The sequence below is a fragment of the Pararhizobium qamdonense genome, assembly GCF_029277445.1.
In the GTDB taxonomy this organism is placed as follows: Bacteria; Pseudomonadota; Alphaproteobacteria; order Rhizobiales; family Rhizobiaceae; genus Pararhizobium; species Pararhizobium qamdonense.
This window is the reverse complement of the sequence record NZ_CP119566.1, coordinates 3,977,819-3,999,615: the sequence shown is the minus strand read 5'-3', so window position 1 is coordinate 3,999,615 and position 21,797 is coordinate 3,977,819. Positions and strand designations below refer to the sequence as shown.

General features: G+C 60.1%; 17 protein-coding genes and 2 tRNA genes. 3 read left to right on the top strand and 16 right to left on the bottom strand.

What is annotated here, in order from left to right; genetic code table 11:
* Window positions 1-26: 26 nt before the first annotated feature.
* From PYR65_RS19605 to PYR65_RS19535, 15 genes are all read right to left on the bottom strand, one after another.
* Window positions 27-1,442: an aminotransferase class I/II-fold pyridoxal phosphate-dependent enzyme gene (locus PYR65_RS19605; RefSeq protein ID WP_276119172.1), complete on the bottom strand. Its 1,416-nt coding sequence runs from the start codon at window positions 1,440-1,442 to the stop codon at window positions 27-29.
* Window positions 1,439-9,022 carry a type I polyketide synthase gene (locus PYR65_RS19600; protein ID WP_276119171.1) on the bottom strand — a complete coding sequence of 2,528 codons (7,584 nt, stop codon included), beginning with the start codon at window positions 9,020-9,022 and terminating at the stop codon, window positions 1,439-1,441. The genes PYR65_RS19605 and PYR65_RS19600 overlap by 4 nt, the downstream gene beginning before the upstream one ends.
* A gap of 568 nt (window positions 9,023-9,590) precedes the next feature.
* Complete coding sequence (locus PYR65_RS19595; RefSeq protein WP_276119170.1) at window positions 9,591-9,851, bottom strand: hypothetical protein; 261 nt, start codon at window positions 9,849-9,851, stop codon at window positions 9,591-9,593.
* 172 nt (window positions 9,852-10,023) lie between these two features.
* Entirely contained in the window at window positions 10,024-10,206 is a 183-nt protein-coding gene (locus tag PYR65_RS19590) for a hypothetical protein (protein WP_276119169.1), read from the bottom strand.
* 201 nt (window positions 10,207-10,407) lie between these two features.
* Window positions 10,408-10,995 carry an alpha-ketoglutarate-dependent dioxygenase AlkB gene (locus PYR65_RS19585; protein ID WP_276119168.1) on the bottom strand — a complete coding sequence of 196 codons (588 nt, stop codon included), beginning with the start codon at window positions 10,993-10,995 and terminating at the stop codon, window positions 10,408-10,410.
* Between the two features lie 259 nt (window positions 10,996-11,254).
* Window positions 11,255-11,330 (bottom strand) — tRNA-Phe (locus tag PYR65_RS19580).
* Between the two features lie 188 nt (window positions 11,331-11,518).
* Window positions 11,519-11,725: a DNA gyrase inhibitor YacG gene (yacG, locus tag PYR65_RS19575; RefSeq protein ID WP_060636090.1), complete on the bottom strand. Its 207-nt coding sequence runs from the start codon at window positions 11,723-11,725 to the stop codon at window positions 11,519-11,521.
* 5 nt (window positions 11,726-11,730) lie between these two features.
* Window positions 11,731-12,351 carry a Maf-like protein gene (locus PYR65_RS19570; protein ID WP_276119167.1) on the bottom strand — a complete coding sequence of 207 codons (621 nt, stop codon included), beginning with the start codon at window positions 12,349-12,351 and terminating at the stop codon, window positions 11,731-11,733.
* Window positions 12,352-12,398: 47 nt separating this feature from the next.
* Window positions 12,399-12,617: a translation initiation factor IF-1 gene (infA, locus tag PYR65_RS19565; RefSeq protein WP_037105236.1), complete on the bottom strand. Its 219-nt coding sequence runs from the start codon at window positions 12,615-12,617 to the stop codon at window positions 12,399-12,401.
* Between the two features lie 144 nt (window positions 12,618-12,761).
* Complete coding sequence (locus PYR65_RS19560) at window positions 12,762-13,250, bottom strand: arsenate-mycothiol transferase ArsC (RefSeq protein ID WP_060636088.1); 489 nt, start codon at window positions 13,248-13,250, stop codon at window positions 12,762-12,764.
* Window positions 13,247-13,717 (bottom strand): UPF0262 family protein, encoded by a 471-nt coding sequence (locus tag PYR65_RS19555; protein WP_060636087.1) that lies wholly within the window; start codon window positions 13,715-13,717, stop codon window positions 13,247-13,249. The genes PYR65_RS19560 and PYR65_RS19555 overlap by 4 nt, the downstream gene beginning before the upstream one ends.
* On the bottom strand, window positions 13,714-15,018 hold the full coding sequence (hisD, locus tag PYR65_RS19550) for a histidinol dehydrogenase (protein ID WP_276119166.1): 1,305 nt from the start codon (window positions 15,016-15,018) through the stop codon (window positions 13,714-13,716). Before hisD ends, PYR65_RS19555 begins: the two co-directional genes overlap by 4 nt.
* A 66-nt stretch (window positions 15,019-15,084) precedes the next feature.
* Window positions 15,085-15,525, bottom strand: a complete 441-nt coding sequence (locus PYR65_RS19545) for a DUF2948 family protein (RefSeq protein ID WP_276119165.1) — start codon at window positions 15,523-15,525, stop codon at window positions 15,085-15,087.
* A gap of 106 nt (window positions 15,526-15,631) precedes the next feature.
* Window positions 15,632-16,924, bottom strand: a complete 1,293-nt coding sequence (gene murA, locus PYR65_RS19540; RefSeq protein WP_276119164.1) for a UDP-N-acetylglucosamine 1-carboxyvinyltransferase — start codon at window positions 16,922-16,924, stop codon at window positions 15,632-15,634.
* A 262-nt stretch (window positions 16,925-17,186) separates the two neighbouring features.
* The gene (locus PYR65_RS19535; RefSeq protein WP_060636251.1) at window positions 17,187-17,375 is read right to left on the bottom strand and encodes a hypothetical protein; all 189 of its coding nucleotides are present in this window, start codon (window positions 17,373-17,375) and stop codon (window positions 17,187-17,189) included.
* Window positions 17,376-17,638: 263 nt separating this feature from the next.
* Between PYR65_RS19535 and PYR65_RS19530 the strand changes: the two genes are divergently transcribed.
* The 3 genes from PYR65_RS19530 to PYR65_RS19520 all read left to right on the top strand — a co-directional run bounded on the left by PYR65_RS19530 (window position 17,639) and on the right by PYR65_RS19520 (window position 19,793).
* Window positions 17,639-17,713 (top strand) — tRNA-Thr (locus tag PYR65_RS19530).
* A gap of 143 nt (window positions 17,714-17,856) precedes the next feature.
* Window positions 17,857-18,957: a polysaccharide pyruvyl transferase family protein gene (locus PYR65_RS19525; protein WP_276119163.1), complete on the top strand. Its 1,101-nt coding sequence runs from the start codon at window positions 17,857-17,859 to the stop codon at window positions 18,955-18,957.
* Between the two features lie 302 nt (window positions 18,958-19,259).
* Window positions 19,260-19,793 (top strand): DUF992 domain-containing protein, encoded by a 534-nt coding sequence (locus PYR65_RS19520; protein ID WP_276121114.1) that lies wholly within the window; start codon window positions 19,260-19,262, stop codon window positions 19,791-19,793.
* Between the two features lie 66 nt (window positions 19,794-19,859).
* Here the strand turns inward: PYR65_RS19520 and PYR65_RS19515 are convergent, their stop codons facing one another.
* On the bottom strand, window positions 19,860-21,689 hold the full coding sequence (locus PYR65_RS19515) for an ABC transporter ATP-binding protein/permease (protein ID WP_276119162.1): 1,830 nt from the start codon (window positions 21,687-21,689) through the stop codon (window positions 19,860-19,862).
* Between the last annotated feature and the right edge of the window lie 108 nt (window positions 21,690-21,797).

Here is a 21,797-nt window from a genome sequence, read left to right as displayed (position 1 = left end):
GTTGGCCTGGCTGTTTGCGCAGCGCGTTAGCGGGCGGCGAGCATCTTCATCATCTGCTGCACATCGATCGATGCGAGACCGAAATTCCGCTCGGTGAGATCCTTGAGCTTTTCCGCCGTCAGGGCCACGGTCTGGCGGATCTGGTCTTCGGTATGCTCGCTGGTGATGAAGAACCGCAGCCGGGCCATGCCTTCGGGAACGGCGGGGTGAATGATCGGCAGAGCGTTGATCCCCGCAGCAAGAAGATCATTCGACAGCTGCACCGCACGCAGGGAATCACCGACCAGAACCGGAACCACGGAAAAACCGGCACTCAAGCCGGTATCGAGGCCCGCTTCCTGGGCAAGCTTGAGGAACAGCGAACCGTTGCGCCGCAGCGCTGCGACGCGTTCCGGTTCGCCCTCGAGAATATCAAGGCTCGCAATCGCCGACGCTGTCAAAACCGGTGCAAGTCCAACGCTATAGACGAAGCCGCCGGCGGTTGCCTTCAGCACGGCGGCCAGAGCAGCGCTGCCGGCAATATAACCGCCGCAGCTCGATGTCGTCTTGGAGAGCGTCCCCATCCAGATATCGACCTGGCGCGGATCGATGCCGAAATGTTCGGACGTGCCTTTGCCGCGCTTGCCGAGAATACCGAGCGAATGGGCTTCATCGACCATCAGCCAGAAACCATATTCGGCTTTCAGCTTCATGATCGACGGTAGATTGGCGATGTCACCATCCATCGAATAGACGCCTTCGACGATCACCAGGATACGGCGGTAATCGCCTGCAACTGTCCGCAGAACATGTTCCAGATCGTTGGCATCATTGTGTTTGAACAGCCGGCGTGTCGCGCCGGAGAGCTTGATGCCCGCAAGCGCGCTGTTATGAATGAACTCGTCGTGAACAACGAGGTCCTTGGGACCCATCAGGCAGCTGATCGCCGCGACATTGGTGAGGTAGCCGCTGACGAAGCAAACGGAGGCTTCAACACCATAGAAAGCGGCGATGCGCTCTTCCAGCTCGGCATGGGCCGGGCGTTCGCCCGCCACAAGACGGCTGGCAGATGCGGAGATGCCGAATGTATTGATGGTGTCGCGGGCCTCGGCCAGGACATGCGGATGCCGGTTGAGGCCGAGATAGTCGTAGGACGCGAAATTGATCAGCTTGCGACCATCGATCACCGTCGTTGCGCCAGCCGCCGTCTGGTGCGCCCGGTAGAACGGGTTGTCGATACCCAACTGTTCGCTGGCGATCTTCTGGGTCTGGACCTGTTTATATTCCGGCAAGTCCTCAAACCGCGTCTGCTTGCGCCTGACGGGCGGAGGAACGTCGCGCTCGGAACGGGCCATGCGGTTACGCTCCGAGGACTGATGCGCATTGCGCATCTTGTCCAGAAGGTTCTCCTTCAGGCTGCTGTTCATTTTCGAAGCGGTGTTGCGTTCCTCGTTCTCGCTCATTGGCTCGCTACCTTTTCCGTACCGTTGCCGGTATGGCGCTGCGCAAGCTCGTTGACAATCTTGTTGTCAGCGGGCTCGCTGTCTTCGTCGCTGCCATGATCCCGCTTGCTCACCTTGTCGTAAAGCTTGCGCGCGACGTCCCCGACCGTGGTGTTGTCGGCAACGCCGCTCAACGGCATGTCGAAGCCGGTATTCTGCTGGAAACTGATGCCCAGTTCCACAGCCATCAGACTGTCGAGGCCGATTTCCTTGAGGATCTTGTTGCGCGAGATCGTATCCTTCGACACGCGCAGGATCGCGGCAATCTCGTTGGCGACCAGATCATAGAGGATATCCTCGGCTTCCTGCGGCGATTTTCCATCGATCATCGCCACGAGATCCATAGTCTTGCCATCGCCGCCGGCCGTGTTCTGGTCAGCCGTCCGCAGGATCACCTCGAACAAGGCGTTGCGAACAACCGGCAGGTGACGGGCCGCAGCCCAATCGAGCTCGGAAACCATCGCAACGGCCGCATCGACAGTGCCCGGATCGGAGCGGATATAGCTCTCGACCTGGAAAAGGGCGGATTGCGCCTTCAGCGCCGTCTTGCCGATGCGCTTGGAGAGCAGGTCGTTGACGTCTGTATTCGCGGCCAGATAGCCCTTGTCGGCGATTGCGCCGAAGCCGATGGCAAGCCCCGGCAGGCCGTCGATCCGGCGTGTCCGCGCAAGGCCCTCGAGATAGCCATTGGCGGCCACATAATTGGCCTGGCCTGGATTGCCGACCAATGTCGTTGCCGAGGAAAACATGATGAAATGATCGAGCGTATCGGCGCGGGTCAACCGGTCGAGAACGGCAGCCCCTTGCGCCTTCACGTCGATAACTGGCCGGTTGCGTTCGCGGCTGAGATTGTTGATCAACGCGTCATCGAGAACCATGGCGGCGTGAATAACGGTTTTCAGCGGGCCGATCTGGCGAAGCGTGTTCAAAAGCGCGTCTGCGGCAGCCTCGTCGGTGACATCGCAGGCATGCACGGTCGCCGAGACGCCCATGTTTTCCCAGCGCTTGATTGCCTCAAGCGTCTCGATATCGGCAATGCCGCGGCGGGTTGCAAGCGCGATGTTGCGCGCACCCTTTTCCGCCAGCCAGTTGGCAGCGGCAAGACCGAAGCCGCCAATACCGCCAACGACCAGATGCGTGCCGAGGCTATCGACAGACATGCGGCCGGCCGGCAGATTGGCAACCTCATCGCGCCCCGCGACAGGCGGTATGACGACGATCTTGCCGATATGACCGGCATTCTGCATCAGGCGGAAAGCATTGCCGATCTCGTCGAAGCCAAAGGCGCGATAAGGCAGGGGCACAAGCTTGCCCTCTTCGAACAGCGCACCGATTTCGGTGAAGATCCGCTTGGTGAGATCCGGAGCATTGACCAGCAGCTGGTCAGCATCGATGCCGAAATAGCTGATATTGCGACGGAAAGGCCGAAGACCGATCTTGCTGTCGCCGTAATAGTCGCGCTTGCCGAGTTCAAGGAAGCGGCCGAACGGCTTTACCAGCGACAGGCTCTGTTCCATGGCCTCGGCAAACAGCGAGTTCAACACCAGATCGACGCCTTCGCCGCCGGTCACGCCGAGGATATCGTTGACGAAGGCGAGCGAGCGCGAATCAAAGACGTGGTCGGCGCCGAGCATTTTCAGGAAACGGCGCTTTTCGCGCGTTCCCGCCGTGGCGATGACCTTGGCGCCGGCAAGCTTCGCAACCTGCAGGGCGGCAAGACCCACCCCACCGGCAGCACCGTGGATCAGGATCGTTTCGCCGGCGCGGATGCGGCCAAGCTCGATCATGGCGTAATAGGCCGTGAGGAAGGCGACGGGAACGGTGGCCGCCGCAACGGGGCTGACGGTTTCCGGCAACCTCGCGACACCCGAGCGCGACACGACGACATGGGTGGAAAAGGCTGCAGGCGCGATCGCCATCACGGCATCGCCGACCGAAAGATCCTTGACGCCGCTGCCGATGGCGACGACATGGCCGGAAAGCTCCATGCCGATCGTTGCCCCGGCAAAGCCGTCCTCGAGTGCTTCTTCCGGCAGAAGTCCCATCGCCCACATGACGTCGCGGAAGTTGAGGCCGGTTGCGGCAACCGCAACGACGACATCGTCGGGACCTGCCTGCGGGATGTCCGACTGTTCCCAGGCAATGCTGCCGACCTGCGAGCTGACACGCTGGCGAATGGTGGCCGCCTTGAAACTGGTCGTCTTGCGCAAGCCCTGATCGACCGGGCCGGGCACGGCGCGGATTTCAGACAGCATGCCGCTTTGACCATCCAGCAGCCATTCGCGGTTTTCGCTGGTATCACCGAGCATCGAGATTGCTGCCGCAAGCTGATTGCCCGCTTCTACCTTGGGACCGGTGAAATCGAGCGAATGGATATCCAGGATATCATATTCGTTTTGAAGCACGCGGGCAAAAGCCCACAGGCCGCTATTGACGCTGGAGCCGGAGACAGGCTTGCCGCGCGCAGCCAGTGTGACGGGCGCACCGCCGGGGGCAGCGATGACCAGGCGCGGGCGCTGATCGGCTGCAGGCTCTGCATGCGCATAATGCTGGCGAAGTGCTTCCGCAAAGGCGCTGAGCGAGAGAACGCGATCTTGCAGGGCAGCCGAATCCTCTTTGCGATCTGCCGCAGTCGGCGAAGACAGATAGACGGCCCGAACCGGTTTTTCGTTCAGCCCTGTGATCGCGTCGGCAATCCTGTCCCTGTCGCTATCGAAATCGCCGGTCAATTTGACCTGGATAAGAGGCGCCTGAATGACGTCCTTGCCCGGGAGCTTGCTCTGCAGGTTCGAAACGCTGCCATCGTGAAGCACGAGCACCGGCGTGGCGACCTGCGCAGGCTGGGCGTCGGCCGCCTGTGCCGTATCAACGAACCGGCCGCCTTGCGCCTCGACCGTAATGATATTGCCATGCGACAATTCACGGTCTTCGACGGTGATATTGCGCAGGCCCAGATCGGTCAGATCCTTCTGCCATTGCGTGACCGTTGCCAGCTTGCCGATCGGAAACTCGACGGCCTGGGTGCGGGCAAACCAGTTTTCGGTCAGGCCGAACGCAAAATCGCTGAATACGGTCGGTGCATTGGTCGCGGCGACAAGAGCCCCGTTTTCCTGCAAACCGACACGCAGGGCGTTGCGAATGGCACCGTCTTCGTCGATCAGCGTAAAGACCGTATCCGAGGCGCTAACGACGAGATCGAAAGCCGCAAGCGATGCGAACGCATCCTTTTTCAGGACGCGAACATGCGCATCTTCCTCAAACGCGATCTCCAGATTGCGCTGGGCATTTTCGCGGGGTTCGACGACGATCAGGCTGGCGCCATGGTTTGCCGCCAGCGTCGCGAGCTGGCGGGTGAAACCGGCAGAGACGGTGCCCGCTTCGACAATCCGCAGACCGGTCTTGCCTGTTTCCTTGGTAAGAGCCTTTTCGACCGCAGCCAGCACCAGATCCATCCGCTGACGGGTGGATTCGGAATGCACGGTCTGGTGGTCGAGCGTTGCATCGCTGATGAAGCCCTGCGGCTTGGCCGCATCGTCCGGCTCGCTGCCGGCTGTTTCCAGCGCAAACAAACTGTCGATGCGATCCAGCGCTTCGGCATAGGAATTGTTGATCAGCACCGCTTCCACGGCGCGCTCGGAGCGCTCGCCATAGATTTCCTTGAGGATGTCGCCAACGGGCGGAAGCGAAAATTCGGTTGCGATCTTCCAGCTACCCGCCCGGTGTTCGCAAAGACCGGCATCTTCCAGGACATAGAGGCAGTTGGCCAGGAAACTGCGGAACGCAAAATCGCCGGGGAGGGACCGCGTATCGACCTTGGCCGTGCCCTTGCCGAGCTTGAGCGCAATTTCATGACAGGCGCGGTAGATCGCCGCGTTGAACAGCAGCGTCGTATTGTCGATGCCGCTCTCGTCCATGGCAGCAAGCAATGGCAGAGGCAGAACCTTCGACTGCCCCAACACGCCAAGCGGCGTGGCGCGATCGGACGGCACGGCCTCATAGTGGAAGGACAGCATGTCCAGCGTCTTGTGCTGGCGCAGATAGGTCCGCCGAAAGCGGCAATCGTCGAATGCTGCAACGACCTCGCCGTTCTTGCCGAAGAAGCGGAACTTCGCCTTGATCGAATTTGCGCTGATGCGCTCGATCTCGACCACGGCGCGTTTGATGGTCACGCCCGAATTGCTGAGGCGCACGGCGCCGAACCGCACCGGAATATAAGGCGCGCCGCCGGCATCACCGGTAAACCGGTCAAACAGCGCCACCATCCCATGGAATGTCGCATCCACGGAAATCGGATTGAGGCTATAGTTGACAAACGGATTGCCGGTCTTTTCAGGATCCCTCAGCTCCACATCGATGAAACGGTCGCCATAGCAGACGGCCTTCGCCATCAGCTGGAACCGGGGACCGTAATCCAGGCCGAACTGGCGCGCGGTTTCATAGGCTTTCACCGGCGTCACGGTTGCCGTCTTTTCCATTCCGGCAAAGGCGTTTGCGGGAGTGATCGCCTCTGTGGGGATGGGTTTGCGGCTTCTGGCCACCGCATTCACGGCCCAATCGTCTTCCGAAAGACGCTCGCGCGAGCGAATTTCGATATCACCGGTTTCGGGAGACAGGATGGTCGAAAGTTCCATCATCCGGTTGTCGGCCAGCTCCAGCGGCCGCACGATTTCCAGATTGGTAATATCGACTTGCGTTGTGCCGTAATATTGCTGCGCGGCGGAGATGGCGATCTCGATAAAGCCGCTGCCGGGAAGGATGGGTTTGCCATCGACGACATGTTCCGCCAGATCGGGAAACAGATGTGCGTCGACATGGTTCTTCCAGCTGCCGCTGTTCAGATCAGTCCGCCAGCCTGCCAGCGTATAGGGTGTCTTGGAGCCGCGGCCGAACAGATCGCTGGCGTCGCTCGTCGAGGCCGGGCGCAGTTCGATCTGCTCGAAGGGCAGGTTGGGCAGCCGGACGAACGCATTGCGCTTGCCAAACAGGCGCGCTTCGTCGAACGCCGCCCCATGGGCGATGGCACGCGCCATGGCACGCGAAATCGGATCCTGGCCCTTTTCGCCGGTATCGCGCAGCAACGTCGCAACGACCGTGCCCGGGATCGACGATTGCTTCACCGTTTCCTTCAGATAGGAGGAAAGGATCGGCCGTGGCGAGATCTCGATGAACAGGCTGCAGCCAAGGTCGATGGCGGCTTCGGTCGCGGCCTGGAAGCGGACCGGCTCACGCACGTTCTTCCACCAGTAATCTGGATCAAGCTGCGTGCCGTCCATGCGCTCGCCGGTGACGGTCGACAGATAGGCAAGCTCTGATTTGCGCGGCGCAATATCCGGGATATCGGCGAGGAAAGCCTTCTTGGCGCGATCGATGATCGGGTGATGGAACGGGTAGTTGATATCGAGAATCTGGACCGGGATTTTCGCCTTGCGGGCGGCATCGCGAAACGCAGAGACCTCATGCGCCGGGCCGGACATCGTCACGGAATTATGCGCGTTGATGGCGGCGACGCAGATCTGGTCGAGGCCGCGCGCCTTGGCAAACGCGTTGGCAGCCTCTTCGCCCAGCATGGCGGCGGCCATGGTGCCCTGGCCAGCCAGCAGATCCTGGTGCAGCGAGCGCTTGGCAACGATCGACACCGCATCGACCAGCGACAGCGCGCCGGCCGCATAAGCGGCCGCGATTTCGCCGACGGAATGGCCGAAGACGGCCGTCGGCTTGATGCCCATGGCAACCAAAGAATCCGACAGGGCCGCCTGGACCGCAAACAGGAGCGGCTGGGCGAATTTCGTGTCGGACAGCTTCTTGTCGAGATCCGGGTCGGTCAAGAGGTCGGTGAGCACGATGTCCGAGTGAAACTTGAACAACGCGCTCACGGAGGTGAAACACTGGCGGAAATGCAGGTTTTCGCGGAAGGCCTCGACCCCCATGCCGGCCCATTGCGAACCGTTTCCGGAAAACACGAAGGCGACCTTCGCATCCTTCGTCACCACTTCGCCGGTTTCGCCGATATCCGACGCCGGCTTTTCCAGGTGGCTGGCAATGGCGCGAATAATGTCTTCGGGATGATCGCTGCGCGCCGCAAAGCGGTGGCGCATCTGCGTGCGGTTGGCCCCGGACGCGGCAATGACAGCCCGCGCTTCGTCCTTGGAGGTCTTGGCAAATGTCGATTTGTACGACTTCAGCAATTCGTCGAGGCTGTGGGCGGTATGGGCACTGGCCATGAAAACATGGCCGGTCGCATGATTGCGGCTGCGTTCGTCCTGGACGGGATCGGGATCGCTGATGACCACATGGGCGTTGGCGCCGCCAAAGCCGAAGGAGTTGATACCGGCGAGGCGCGCGCGCTTGCCGCGCAGAAGTTCGATCGGGTTGGCGGTGACGCGCACGTTCAACCCGTCGAAATCGATATTCTCGTTCGGCGTCTCGAAATGCAGCGATGCAGGCAGATAATTGTTTTCAAGCGCCATCACGGCCTTGAGCATGCCGAACAGGCCGGATGCCGGCTCCGTATGGCCGATATTCGATTTGATCGAGCCGATGGGAACGGGGGCGCGCCGGTTGGCGCCGATCACCGTGCCGATCGACCAGACTTCGGAGGGGTCGCCGACCTTGGTCCCTGTTCCATGGCCTTCGACGAAGGCAACCTGGTTGGAATCGATATTGTTGCCCTCATAGATCGAACGCAACAGATTGGCCTGCGCTTCGCGCGACGGTAATGAAATGCCGTTGGTACGCCCGGCCGAGTTGACGCCTGTCGCAACGATCTTGGCGTAGCTGCGGTCCTTTTCCTGCCGGGCCCGATCGGAACGGCGCAGAACGAACACGACGCCGCCCTCGGCGCGCACATAGCCTGCACCGTCATTATCATAGGCGCGGCAGAGCCCTTCCGGCGACAGCATGCGCGCCTGCGCAAAGCCGACAAACGGCAGCGGGTGGGCAAGAACATTGACGCCGCCGACGATCGCCGTATCGATTTCGCCGGCATTCAACGCCCGCATCGCCTGATCGAGCGCAACCAGCGACGACGAACAGGCGGTATCAACCGTCATGCTGGGGCCGCTGAGACCAAAAATGTGGGAAATACGGTTGGAAACAATCGAAAGCGTATTGCCGGTCATAAAATAAGGACCGGCCGCCGCCGGGTCCTCGACCGTCAGATTGGCATGGTCAAGGCTGGACGCCCCGATATAGACGCCGACATTTTCGCCATGCAGCGAAGGAATGGAAATATTGGCGTCTTCCAGCGCGCGCCAGGCCAATTGCAGCAAAACCCGCTGCTGCGGGTCCATATGCATGGCTTCGCGCTGCGACATGCCGAAGGCTGCCGGATCGAAAGCATAGATGCTGTCGAGAACACCGGCCGCAAAGGAATAGGTCTTGCCCGGATTGCCGGAAACAGGGTGCCAGAAGCGCGCAAGATCCCAGCGGTCGGACGGAATGCGCGTGACCGTGCATATGCCCTGCCGCAAAACCCGAAACAACGCCTGCGGCGAATTCGCTCCAGGGGCGAGACATGCGCGCCCTATGATTTCAACTGTCATATTGTCTCGAACGTTTTAGCTGGCTGTAAGTTGCCTTGCTGATTGCACTTGATACGCGAAAAAGCAATTGGAACTTCTTCATCAGGTTCGCAGGTGGCCGGATTGTTGTCTTTACTGTGATCTATATTAGCATCTTTTTTAAATTATGGTCACGAGGTTTCAACCCCTCTCGCGGGAACATACACACGGTCTGGCCCACTCCAAGACAATTATCAATTCAACACGTAACCGTTGTGAGCAATCTGTTGCCGGAAAGGCGCACTGCGCATCCTCTAGTATAAATTACGGTAAATTATAACGCAATGATTGTATTTTTCAGCACGCAATTCAGCGAATGTTGCAATCGTGCAGCGGCGCTGTGGATAACCGAGATGGCCGCGACTGAAAGTTTCAAGGCTACGATAACACGCTCTTTCCGCACGCCGGTGGATGACACTAAAAGTCGGTTTTGGCATGTCTTTCGACATCGCCGAAGAGGCTAAGCCAATCATGTCACGACGCTGCATCTGAGCATTGACGCGCATCTGGTGCCCGTTCGCAAAAAGTTGCTTTTGCGGCATAAGAAAATTTAGTCCGTATAGAAATTTTCACTGCGAACATCGCGCCGGACCAGTTTCAGCGATCGGTCCGGTTGCAGGATATACGTTTCATCGGCAACACCGCCCAGGACCCGGAAGGTATTGTGCACGACGCTGCCGATGGGCGCCTTCGTCAGCTTGGTGCGGGGCTGGCCGTCATAGGTAATGCTGCCAGGGATCGGCTCGACATCCGGTGTCGTGCATGAAGCCAGCATCAGCGCTGCTATACCGAGTAAAACGAAAGATTTCATCGGACCTACTCCACAAGAGCACTTACCGAAAACAAGTGCTCGGATAGAAAGCATGTACCGCGATCGTTCCTGTATTCAAGCTCTGGCACCTTGCCGATCTGATCCGTGGGTTGACCCGTCGTCCGGCAGTTCGCTTCCTTTGAAGGCCGTTAAAGCTCTCAACAAACCTTATCTAATGCTTTGGCCTGTCCGTGTTCGAAACCGGGAACACGAAATGCAATTGCCCCGACTTGATCGAGGCCCGCTCGATCAAAGCTCTGTGCTCTTCCCGCATCGCCTTTGACCGCTCCCTGAACGCCCTCGATCGCGCCAGAACCGCCTGCGTGCGTGCCGTAATCTCGTCAACATGGCTCATGTCATACCTCTCGACGGTTATCCGATGGAACAGTCCTGCAGGCGGTGTTTGACCGTCTGCCAAATGGAATCTACTTCATTTGTTCACTATATGTTCTACTCCTCGCAACAAGTCAAGATGCAGCCTTTACGGTGCATCGCGGTGATTGTGCTCGAGAATTGGTGGCAGAAGAGAGTGTTGCCAAAGGCGGCCCCGAACAAATTACCCGGCGCCGCGAACGACCTTCCGGAACGTGAGGGAGATCCGCCTGCCGCGTTCCACTTTCGCTCCGAGCACGATATCCGACTTCCGCGCTGGAATTTCATGTGTCCAGTCATAGCGGCCTGCCCTTGTCAGCGCTATTCCCGAGCGTGGCTGGAGCAGCACAGGGAGCGACCTGGAGCTCGACCGCTCCCGGAACACCATTTCACATTGCGACAACAGGCTTATCGAAATGATCGTGTCGCTGAAACACGGTACGCAATCGACATGCGCGCTGATGCCTTGGCCGGGAAGATACTCATTCGCGATCACCTGGTCCGGTTGATCGGCGCAATATCCGCTCGCCACCAAGCGCTTGGCCAATGTTTGAAGCCATTCCGGCAATTGGCCGAGATAAGCGTCTGCGGCCACTGCGCGCGCCTTGTAGTCATAAAGATATCCGAAATGCTGGACGCGGCGTTTCAGAATATTGCTCCATTCGCCAGCGTCGAGCCGAAACCTAATCGTTTCCTCTTCTGCGCAGGACAGAAAATCGCTAAAATATAGGACGCCTGGGGGCAGGTGCGGCGCTCTCAAGATGGCGTCCATTTGCGGTCAGCTCTCCAATCAAACCGAAACACATCCTCATTTCAACGGGCCGTCGGCCCATATCAAAAACGCATCACGGGCGGGCTATATTGTCGGTGAAATGCGCATCGCCGGCATTCGGCAGAGAGCCGCATCGCCGAGCTTCTTCGAAGCCAAATCGAACATATGAAACCTGCCAAACCAGAGAACAAATCTGCAAATCAAATAAGTCGGTCAAGCTACTGGAAATCAAAAACGCGGAAGAAGGAAGAACTAAAAATGGTGCCCGGAGGCGGATTTGAACCACCGACACGCGGATTTTCAATCCGCTGCTCTACCAACTGAGCTATCCGGGCATCCTTGCCTTGCGGGCAATGGTTCGTTTTGAAGAACCGTGGGGCGTTGGTTGCGCCCCGGAAGCGAGCGGGGTTATAACATCTTGTTCGGCGGTGTCCAGCACCAAATGACGTTTTTTCGACAGGAAAATTTCATTTGGTGCAAATGCCTGAAAAACAACGGATATCCCGCGAAAATCAGGGTGCGGTCATTCCTCGCCGTCGGCTTTTGCCTCGTCGTCGGCTACGGGAATGGCGTAGGAACCGGTCAGCCATCTGTTGAGATCGACATTGCGGCAGCGGTCTGAACAGAAGGGATAATGTTCGCGGTGCGAGGGGCGTTTGCACTCCGGGCACGGCACGGTCTTGCGCAGCGGCGCCACGTTGGAGGCACCCTTGGTTTCGTCTGAGCTCATGGCTGTCAGCCCTTCATCCAACTGTCATGCACGTCAAAGCCTTCGCCGGAAAGCAGGCTCACGGTCTCGTAGAGCGGCAAGCCGACGACGTTGGTGTAGGAGCCCACCAGCTTGACCACGAAGCTGCCGGCGATGCCCTGAATGCCATAGGCACCTGCCTTGCCGCGCCATTGTCCCGAAGCCAGATAGGTGTCGATATCGTGGCTGGAAAGACGCTTGAAGCGAACCTTGGTGTCGATGACCTTCTGGCGCACGGTCTTGTCCGGCGTGATCAGGCAGACGCCGGTATAGACGCGGTGGCTGCGGCCAGACAGAAGATGCAGCGCGCTCGAGGCTTCGCTGACCAGTTCGGGCTTTGGCAGGATGCGGCGGCCGACGGAGACGACGGTATCGGCGGCAAGGATATAGCTTCCCTCCCAGCCCGGTTCGCCCTTGATGGCTGACAGCGCCGCCCTTGCCTTTTCGGCAGACAGCCGCCAGGCCAGCGAACGCGGATGTTCGGTGCGCTTGGGCGTCTCGTCGAGATCCATCGGCATCAGGCGCGCGGGCTCGATGCCCGCCTGCGCGAGCAGTTCGACACGCCGCGGCGAGCCGGAGGCCAGGATCAGCTTATGTGTCAATGCCATCGCAACAGGGCCATCGATCTCGAGTTTGCGGCCAGGCCGCGCCGCGCTTACTTGAAGCGATAGGTGATACGGCCCTTGGTCAGGTCGTAGGGCGTCATTTCGACAAGCACCTTGTCGCCGGCCAGAACCCGGATGCGGTTCTTGCGCATGCGGCCGGCCGTATGGGCAATGATTTCATGCTGGTTTTCGAGCTGGACGCGAAACGTTGCATTGGGAAGCAATTCGGTAACGACGCCCGGGAATTCGAGGACTTCTTCTTTCGCCATGTAGGATATTTCTTTCTGTGCTTCGATAGAGGCGCGTGCCGCGCCTTTTAAAAATTTGGCGGAAACTACACAATCGCCGCGGTTTTGTGAACAGCAGCGACTTCATTTTCCGGTTTTGCCACATTTTCCGGTTTTGTCAGCGCCCTATGCCATCTTATCCGGCATTTGTCCAAGCAAACGATGCTTGAGAAGGGTTGCAATGTGATTTCGAACCTCGCGATAGGCCGAAACGATCTGTTCCCGCGTGCCGGTCGCAACCGTCGGGTCCGGTGTCGGCCAATAAACCACATCGATCGCCATCGATCGCGTCAGCTCCAATGCCGCATGATGCGCTTCAGGCGCCAGCGTCACGATCAGGTCGAAATAATCATCCTCCAGCTCGTCCAGCGTATGTGGCTGGTGGCGTCCGGCCGTCAGCCCGATCTCCTCCAGAACCACATCGACGAAGGGATCGCGCTCTCCCGGCCGCACGCCGGCCGAGGCAATATAGGTGCCCGGTGGCAGCATGGCTTTTGCCAGGACCTCGGCCATCGGCGAACGGATCGCGTTCATCCCGCACATGAACAGCACCGATCCCGGCGATTTCGCGCTGCGCTGCGGCTCGTTGGGGGAAGCAGCGACCGTCACGCTCATCCCCGCCAGTAGAGCACACAGACCAGCGTGAACAGACGCCGCGCCGTATCGAAATCGAGTTTGATCTTGCCCGACAGCCGGTCCATCAGGGTCTGCGAGCCCTCGTTGTGGATGCCGCGCCGGCCCATGTCGATGGCTTCGATCTGGCTCGGTGTCGAGGACCGGATGGCCTCGTAATAGCTTTCGCAGATCATGAAATAATCCTTCACGATCCGCCGGAACGGCGTCAGCGACAGGATATGGGTGGCAACGCCGGCGTCGGTTTCGGTGGTGATCGCAAAGACCAGCTTGGAATCGACCAGCGACAGCTTGAGCCGGTAGGGGCCGCCGGCATGGCCGGCCGGCTCGAAGACATTCTCCTCGATCAGATCGAAGATCGCAACCGCCCGCTCATGCTCGACATCGGGCGTCGAACGGCCGATGGTCTCATCCAGCACGACATCGCAGAGACGGTGGCTGGATGTCATCCCTCGCCCCCGAGATTGAGCCTGATGGCGACAGAGCGCGCATGCGCTTCCAGTCCTTCCGAGCGGGCAAGGGCAATGGCTGCGGGTCCAAGATCGCGCAGCTGGTCGGCGCCAAGCCGCAGGATCGAGGTGCGCTTCATGTAGTCAAGCACGCCGAGACCGGAGGAAAACCGGGCAGACCGCGCCGTCGGCAGCACATGATTGGAGCCGCCGACATAATCGCCGATGACTTCCGGCGTGTGGCGCCCGACGAAGATGGCGCCGGCATTGCGGATCTTCGGGATCAGCGCATCCGCATCGGCAAGGGCAAGCTCGAGATGCTCAGCCGCAATCCGGTTGGCCAGCGGCACCGCCACGTCAAAGTTAGGCACCAGGATGATGGCGCCAAAATCGCGCCAGCTGGCGCTTGCCGTTTCTGCCCGGGGCAGGGTGCGCAGCTGCCGCTCCACCGCCGCCTCGACCTCAGCCGCAAACAGCGTGTCGTCGGTAATGAGGATCGATTGCGCGCCGACATCATGCTCGGCCTGCGCCAAAAGATCGGCGGCGATCCAGTCCGGATTGTTGTCGCTGTCGGCAATGACGAGCACTTCCGAAGGTCCGGCGATCATGTCGATGCCGACGGTGCCGAACACCTGGCGCTTGGCCGCAGCGACATAGGCATTGCCGGGACCCATGATCTTGGCGACCGGCGCGATCGAGGCGGTGCCATAGGCAAGGGCTGCGATCGCCTGGGCGCCGCCGATGCGGTAGATTTCCTCGACACCGGCCATGCGCGCGGCCGCGAGAACCGCCGGATTGATCACGCCGCCATTGGCAGGAACCACCATGACGATGCGCTCGACACCGGCAACCTTGGCCGGAAGCGCGTTCATCAAGACCGAGCTCGGGTAGCTCGCCGTACCTCCAGGTACATAGAGGCCGACGGCATCGATTGCCGTCCAGCGCGATCCAAGCCCGACCCCCATCGAGTCCTCGTAGATATCGTCCTTCGGCCGCTGGCGGGCATGATGCGCCTCGATGCGCACGGCAGCGACTTTCAGCGCGCCCAGCACTTCGGATGGCACGGCATTGATGGCCGCGTCGATCTCGTCTGCCGTCACGGCCATGCCGGTCACGGAAAAATCAAGGCCGTCGAACTTTCGGGTATAATCGGCAAGTGCCGCATCGCCGCGCAGGCGCACATCATCGATGATCGCCTTGACGACGGTATTAACGTCCTCGGACACTTCCCGCTTGGTCGTCAGAAAGGCTGCAAACTCGGCTTCAAAGCCGGGGTTCAGATAGTCGAGACGGATAGCCAATGAAAACGTCCTTATGGATGGTCGGCAACGATGCTCGGCCGTTTGAGGCCGCGAGGGGTCAGGATATCAGGCGCCGGCTGGATGGCGCGGCTTGAAACCGGTTTCCCATGCGCCGCCGGTATCTGCAAGCTGAACCTCGATACATTCCACATCGAGCATGATCGAGGCTTCGCCCGACAGGATGAACTCGACGGTCCCATCCGGCCCTTCGCCAGTCTGCTCGAACTGGACGGCAAGCAGCGATAGAACCTTGTCGTCGTCCTTGCGGTCGAAACCGATGGAGCGGACGGCGGTCACCCGTTTGAAGGCGAGAAGGCTGCGGCGGCGCTCGAACGACTTGCCGCGGCCCTCCGCAGTTTCCCAGACGAAGCGGTTGATCACCAGCGACAGCTGCCTGGAGCGCGGCGCGTAATCCAGCCCGGAAACCTTAAAGACCGCATCCTGCACATGGGCGGATACGATCTCCAAGTCTTCCTGATCCAGCGCCATCAGCTTCAAAACATCCATGCCACTCATCCCTTGCCTGCGCAGCGCAAGCTGCCATCATCATGACACAGGACATAGGACGCCGGCATCGAATCCGCAACAGCATGCGCGGATGCGCGGCTTCGCATCAGTCGCTGACGCGCTCCACCTGGGCGCCGCAATTGTTGAGCTTTTCTTCCAGCCGCTCGAAACCGCGATCGAGATGATAGACGCGCGACACCATGGTTTCGCCTTCGGCCGCAAGACCCGCAATCACCAGCGATACGGAAGCGCGCAGGTCCGTCGCCATCACAGGCGCACCCTTCAGGCGGTCAACACCCTCGATCTTCGCGGTCTGGCCAGACAGCGTGATCTTGGCGCCAAGACGAGCCAGTTCCTGCACGTGCATGAAGCGGTTTTCAAAGATCGTCTCGGTAATATGCGAGGTGCCGGCTGCCTTGGTCATCAGGCCCATGAACTGTGCCTGCAGGTCGGTCGGGAAGCCGGGGAAGGGGTCGGTCACCACATCCACCGGCTTGATGCCGCCGCCATTGCGCACCACCCGAAGGCCGCTCTCGGTTTCGGTGATTTCGGCACCGGCGCGGCGGACGGCTTCGATCGCCGTGTCGAGCAGCTTGGCATTGGTGCCCTCGAGCACGACGTCGCCGCCGGTCATGGCAACGGCCATGGCATAGGTGCCGGTCTCGATCCGGTCGGGCAGAACGCGGTGGCGCGCACCCGACAGCGAGGTGACGCCCTCGATGGTGATCGTCGAGGTGCCGGCACCGGTGACCTTGGCGCCCATGGCGTTCAGGCAATTGGCGAGATCGACCACTTCCGGCTCGCGCGCGGCATTGCCGATTGTCGTCGTGCCATTGGCCAGCGTTGCCGCCATCATCATCACATGGGTGGCGCCGACCGAAACCTTCGGGAAGACGTAGCGCGCGCCGACGAGGCCGCCCTTCGGCGCCGTGGCATTGATATAGCCGCTATCGATTTCGATGTTGGCGCCGAGCGCCGTCAGGCCCTCGATGAACAGATCGACCGGCCGCGTGCCGATGGCGCAGCCGCCCGGAAGCGAGACGCGGGCCTTGCCTTCACGAGCAAGAAGCGGGCCGATGACCCAGAAGCTGGCGCGCATCTTGGAGACCAGCTCGTAAGGGGCCGTCGTATCGACAATATTGCGCGAGGTGAAATGGATGGTGCGGGAATAGCCTTCGCCCTGGCGCTCGCGGCGGCCATTGACGGAAATGTCGGCGCCATGATTGCCCAGGATGCGGATCAGCTGCTCGACATCGGCCAGATGCGGCACGTTTTCGAGCGTCAGCGTGTCATCGGTCAAAAGCGAGGCGATCATCAGCGGAAGCGCTGCATTCTTGGCGCCGGAAATCGGGATGATGCCGCGCAGCTCGTTGCCGCCGGTGATTCTAATGCGATCCATAGGGTACCTTACGGGACGCTGCCCGCCTTTCCTGATAGTCCGAACGTAAAGAGATTGGCGCCTCCATAAAGGAAGCCCCGTGAAATGAGAAGCAAATTGAGCTGATATTAAAGCGCATCCTAAGGGAGGCAGCGGTAATACCCGTCATGACTGGTCTTCGTGGTGATGATTCATCAGGTTGGATGACGCATCGGGGTTGCGGGAAGGACATGGCTGACCATCGCAACCCGCCCCCGGATCCGCTCGATGGTGTTGGCGCAGTCTAGTCCGCAGATTCGTCCGTTTTTGCGGCAGGCAGGCCGGATGTTTCATCGGCCGCCCCGGCGCGGCGCGCCCGTCCCTGCTGCTTGCGCCGCATGAGATTGTCGCGCAGGGTCTTGGCCGCCCGCTCGCGCCGCGCCTCCGCCTGCCGCTCCGCTTCGTGCCCAGGTTCGAGCTTGCCCGGCTCCAGCTTAGCAGGCTCCGGCTTTCCCTGTTCCTGCGCGCCCTGTTCATGCTGGCGAGAGCCAGCATTTGCCGCAACGCCCTTGCGTGTCTGATCGTTGTTATCTTGCATGACCGCTCAAATACCGCAAAACCAAGCGCTCCGGAAGGGTGCCACGGTTTTCGGCCGTGTCATCCCATGAAAACTTCGCTTTGCGGCTTGCGCTCCGCAACAAGCTATGGCAATAGGCCCTCGCTCGCGCCGGACAAACACTGATCCGACCGCACGATGCTGCTATAGCTCAGGGGTAGAGCACTCCCTTGGTAAGGGAGAGGCCGAGAGTTCAAATCTCTCTAGCAGCACCATTTCCTCCCGCTCAAATCATCAGGATTTTCCGCAAGAGGGTCAATCCGTCCGCCATTTATGCGTATGTGCGAATGAACTGTTCAGGCGTCCTGCTTTTGTATATTGGCTGGCAGTTGCGGATCATTGTGCAAAGGACTTTCCGGTGAGATCGATTTTTAACGCGCTGGTGGATCGTGCATCCGGCAAGAAGTCCAATCCTCTGGCACGCTATGCCCGCCGTCATGGCAAGGTTCCCTTGTCCTGGGCCGGGTCCACGTCCACGATGGATTATCTGAATGTGGGCGATGCGCTGAGTGCTGTCATGGTGGCGCTTCTGTCGGGGCGCGATATTGAGCGTATTCCATCCCAGTCGCAATCGCTGCGCATGGCCTGCGTCGGCACGATCGGCCATGGCTTTGCCGGTGGCGAGGTCTGGTTTTGGGGGACAGGCGCGTCGCTGTGGGAAAATCCGAGCGCTCCAGTCGAGGATCGCCGCCTCTTCAGCGTTGCCGGCGAAAAAGGCTTTCACGTTGCAGCGACGCGAGGCCCCTATTCGGAACAGCTTCTGACGGGGCGGCCGGAAGGATCGGTCGGGGTCTATGGCGATCCCGTCTGGCTGCTTCCGCGTTTTTACAATCCGGCGCCCGTGAAGAAATGGAAGCTCGGCGTCATCGTTCATCTCTCGGAGCTTTCCGACCGCGATCCGGAGCCTCATATCCGGCCGGAGCTTTTGCGCTACGGTATTCCCGAGCACCTGCGCGGCGATATCCATCTCATCAACACCGTAACGCCGATCGGAATGGACCCCATCAAGGGCAAGATCGACGAGATCCTTGCCTGCGAGCGGATCGTCTCGACGAGCCTGCATGGCATGGTCTTTGCCGAAAGCTATGGCATCCCGTGCCTGCATTTCCCGGTACATGGGCCGCAAAACGGACTGCATAGCCGCGATCTCGGCGAAGGCTGCGATCTGGATACGCGCGTGATCGATCTTTACCGGGGGCTCGGTCTTTCAAAATTGCCGGTATATACGCAGGCCCACCGGGAGCCGACGAACTGGGAAGACCTGATGGCCGCGATCGACCGCGCCTGGGTGGAAAAAGCCTTCGATGCTGAGAAACTCATCAATGCCTTTCCACTCGATCTGGAGCCGCTGCAGGCCCCGCAGGGCAAAACCATCTGGGACCATCCCGTGCTTCAGGCGCTGGTGCTTCAGCATGATGTCAATGAATTGAGACGGCTCGACAAGCTTCGCGCCGGTTAGATAATCGTGCTGTCAGTTGCGCGGCCCAGCCCGCCCGCCCTCAGGTGAACCGTCGCCATTCTGTGTGATTTTGGTGACGGCTGGCTTCTATGTCGAGGAGGCATCGGCCGCGCGGTAAGGGCTGCCTTCGAAATGTCCTAATAAGAAGTGAACAGATGCAGTGTCCGTCATTTGCAACGATCCGGCCCGTCTTGCGTTCATTATACCGGGTTGGGATCGCTGCAGCATTCGATGACTGTTGTGAATCTATCGACTGAATGGCCGCGTGCATTATGACGGCCCCGGTTTGAGAAGGAAAAATGATGAAGAGAACCCTTGCTTTGGCGCTGACCACCGCGACCCTGGCTCTGACCGGCACGGTTGCCGCTCGGGCTGCCGATCTGGCCAATGGTGCGCCGGCTCCCAGCTATGAAGAGAGCGATGTGCGCGGCGGCGTGAAAATCGGCTACCTCGAATGTGAAGTCGGCGGCGGTGCCGGCTACGTTCTGGGCTCGGCCAAGGAAATTGATTGCACGTTCCATTCCTCGGTCGGCCGGGAACGGACGGATCACTATAGCGGCGCAATCCGCAAGATGGGTGTCGATCTCGGCTTTACCACGCGCAGCAAGCTCGTCTGGGCAGTGCTTGCGCCGACAGCTGGCTACCATCAGGGCTCGCTCAGCGGTCTCTATCAGGGCGCCAGCGTTGAAGCCACGGTCGGTGCGGGCGTCGGTGCCAACGTGCTCGTTGGCGGCACCTCGGGCTCCATCCACCTGCAGACGATCAGCGTAACCGGCCAGCTCGGTCTCAACCTGGCTGCCGGTGGCACCTCGGTGACGCTGACAGCCGTCAACTAAACAGCTTGGCTTCTCCCCTTCGCGTGTCTGCGGAGGGGAGAAACCGCAACTCTTTTATCTCTTTTATTATTCTGCCGGTTCGGGATTGTCCGTGCGCAGGCTTTTCGGCCTGAGCAGGCGGATGGTTTTCCCCGCCGGGCTGCTTTGCAGCTGCAGCACGCGTGTAAAATAGCGGTTGCCGGAAGCGACCCTGCCGATATTCACCACGGCCGCATGGCCTAAGGCCTGTTCCATGAAGGTCAGCACCTGCTGGTAGGCGTCGCGGTCGAGCGTATCGAGCGTTTCGTCGATGATCACCCAGCGCGGTTTGTGCAACCCCAGCCGCGCAATGGCAAGCAGCCTGATCTCCACCTCGTTCAGCTTCAATTTCGTCCGCATATCCTGATCGAAGCTGTTTTGCAGCTTGCTCAGCCCCACCCTCGACAAAACCGAGACCAAATCGCTTTTGCTGAAACTGCCGGGATTTTCGGGATAGCTGAGCACTTCTTCCAGCGTTCCGGGCGGGAAATAGGGCGTTCGCGGCACAAAGGCGATGTCCGCGCCGTCGGGCAGCGCAATGCGCCCCTGTCCCCAGGGCCAGAGACCGGCCAGGGAGCGGAAGAAGGGCGCCTTCTCCACATCCGATTCGCTGGTCACCAGAACCCGGTCGCCCGGCCGGATTTCCACATGCTGTTCGGCAAGCTTGATGCACCCTGACGGCAGGGCGATTTCCAGCCGGTCGATGGTCAGGCGGTCGCCGTCGGCCTTGGCGAAATCGATACGCTTGTCGTTTTCGTGGCGCTCGTCGGTCATCAGGATCGCAGACCGGAAGGCGGCGACGCGAAGCAGCGTCGCGCGCCAGTCAGCGATGCCGTCAATATTATCGACGAACCAGCGCAGGGACGTGTTCACCTGGTTGAAGGCACCAACCGCCATCATCAGGCCGCCAAAGCTCAGATCGCCGTTGAAATAGACCGGGGCTGCAATGACGATGGGGGCAACGACCGTCAGCCATCCATAGCCGGAGGTGACCCATGTCAGCCGCGTCAGCGCCATCATCAGCCTGTTGCTGATTTCCAGAACCGAGGCGAGATCGCGCTGGAGTCGTCGCTTTTCATTGCCCTCTCCCGAAGACAAAGACACCGCCTCGATATGTTCATTGACCCGCATCAGCGAGAAGCGCAGGGCGGCTTCGCGCGCATAATGGTCGCCATTGATCTTGACGAGGGGACGACCAACGAACCAGCTGACGGCCGCCGCAGTCCCGGCGTAAAGGAAGGCGGCCCAAACCATATAGCCGGGAATGTTGAGATCGTAGCCGCCGACGTGAAAGATGAAGCCGGCCGAGAGCGACCACAAAACGCCGACGAAACTGGCGAGCAGAATGCCCGACTGGAACAGGCCGATGGTGAGGCCCGCCGTCAGATCGGCGAGATGGCGGGCGTCCTCATGCACGCGCTGGTCGGGATTGATGCCGATGGAACCGGCATTGGCAAGGCGGAAGGCGCGCGCCGGCTTCATCCATTCGCCAATCAGATCAAGCGTCAGCCCCTCCCTCAGCTTGATCCGGATCCATTGATTGAGCCAGGTTTGCAGCACGTTGAGAACCAGAAGCGTCCCCGCGATCTGGCCGAAGGTGATGAATTGCCGCAGAAATGCCGAGAGATCGCGTCGCTCCAGCGTGTCGTAAAAGGGTTTGTACCATCGGTTCAGCAGGATCTGCCCGAAGGCGGTCGCCAGGATGACGGTGATGATCCCGATAGAAAGCCAGATGATGGTCTTGCGGACAGGCGAGGCGACAAAAGCCCGTTGCATCATGCGGAGCTGGTCGAAGAAGGGCTGCTCGTCGTCTGTCTCTAAGGGCTTCTTGCTCTTCCCGTTCATGTCATGCGGCATTGGCGCGAATCTCTCCACCACGGTCTTCACCTGCGAAATATAGCGCGTCCGGAGCGCTCCCCCTAAGAAAGATTAGCAGAGCAGCATGGAGCGAGGCAGTTCAGATCATCTGTTGCCGGCTATTATCGC

What these genes read in the sequence shown, in the direction of transcription:
- PYR65_RS19590 (WP_276119169.1), bottom strand. Translation starts at nt 10,206, where the DNA reads ATGAGCCATGTTGACGAGATTACGGCACGCACGCAGGCGGTTCTGGCG.
- PYR65_RS19545 (WP_276119165.1), bottom strand. Translation starts at nt 15,525, where the DNA reads ATGGATGTTTTGAAGCTGATGGCGCTGGATCAGGAAGACTTGGAGATC.
- PYR65_RS19595 (WP_276119170.1), bottom strand. Translation starts at nt 9,851, where the DNA reads ATGAAATCTTTCGTTTTACTCGGTATAGCAGCGCTGATGCTGGCTTCA.
- yacG (WP_060636090.1), bottom strand. Translation starts at nt 11,725, where the DNA reads ATGAGCTCAGACGAAACCAAGGGTGCCTCCAACGTGGCGCCGCTGCGC.
- infA (WP_037105236.1), bottom strand. Translation starts at nt 12,617, where the DNA reads ATGGCGAAAGAAGAAGTCCTCGAATTCCCGGGCGTCGTTACCGAATTG.
- PYR65_RS19560 (WP_060636088.1), bottom strand. Translation starts at nt 13,250, where the DNA reads ATGAGCGTGACGGTCGCTGCTTCCCCCAACGAGCCGCAGCGCAGCGCG.
- PYR65_RS19570 (WP_276119167.1), bottom strand. Translation starts at nt 12,351, where the DNA reads ATGGCATTGACACATAAGCTGATCCTGGCCTCCGGCTCGCCGCGGCGT.
- PYR65_RS19555 (WP_060636087.1), bottom strand. Translation starts at nt 13,717, where the DNA reads ATGACATCCAGCCACCGTCTCTGCGATGTCGTGCTGGATGAGACCATC.
- PYR65_RS19605 (WP_276119172.1), bottom strand. Translation starts at nt 1,442, where the DNA reads ATGAGCGAGAACGAGGAACGCAACACCGCTTCGAAAATGAACAGCAGC.
- murA (WP_276119164.1), bottom strand. Translation starts at nt 16,924, where the DNA reads ATGGATCGCATTAGAATCACCGGCGGCAACGAGCTGCGCGGCATCATC.
- PYR65_RS19585 (WP_276119168.1), bottom strand. Translation starts at nt 10,995, where the DNA reads ATGGACGCCATCTTGAGAGCGCCGCACCTGCCCCCAGGCGTCCTATAT.
- PYR65_RS19600 (WP_276119171.1), bottom strand. Translation starts at nt 9,022, where the DNA reads ATGACAGTTGAAATCATAGGGCGCGCATGTCTCGCCCCTGGAGCGAAT.
- PYR65_RS19520 (WP_276121114.1), top strand. Translation starts at nt 19,260, where the DNA reads ATGAAGAGAACCCTTGCTTTGGCGCTGACCACCGCGACCCTGGCTCTG.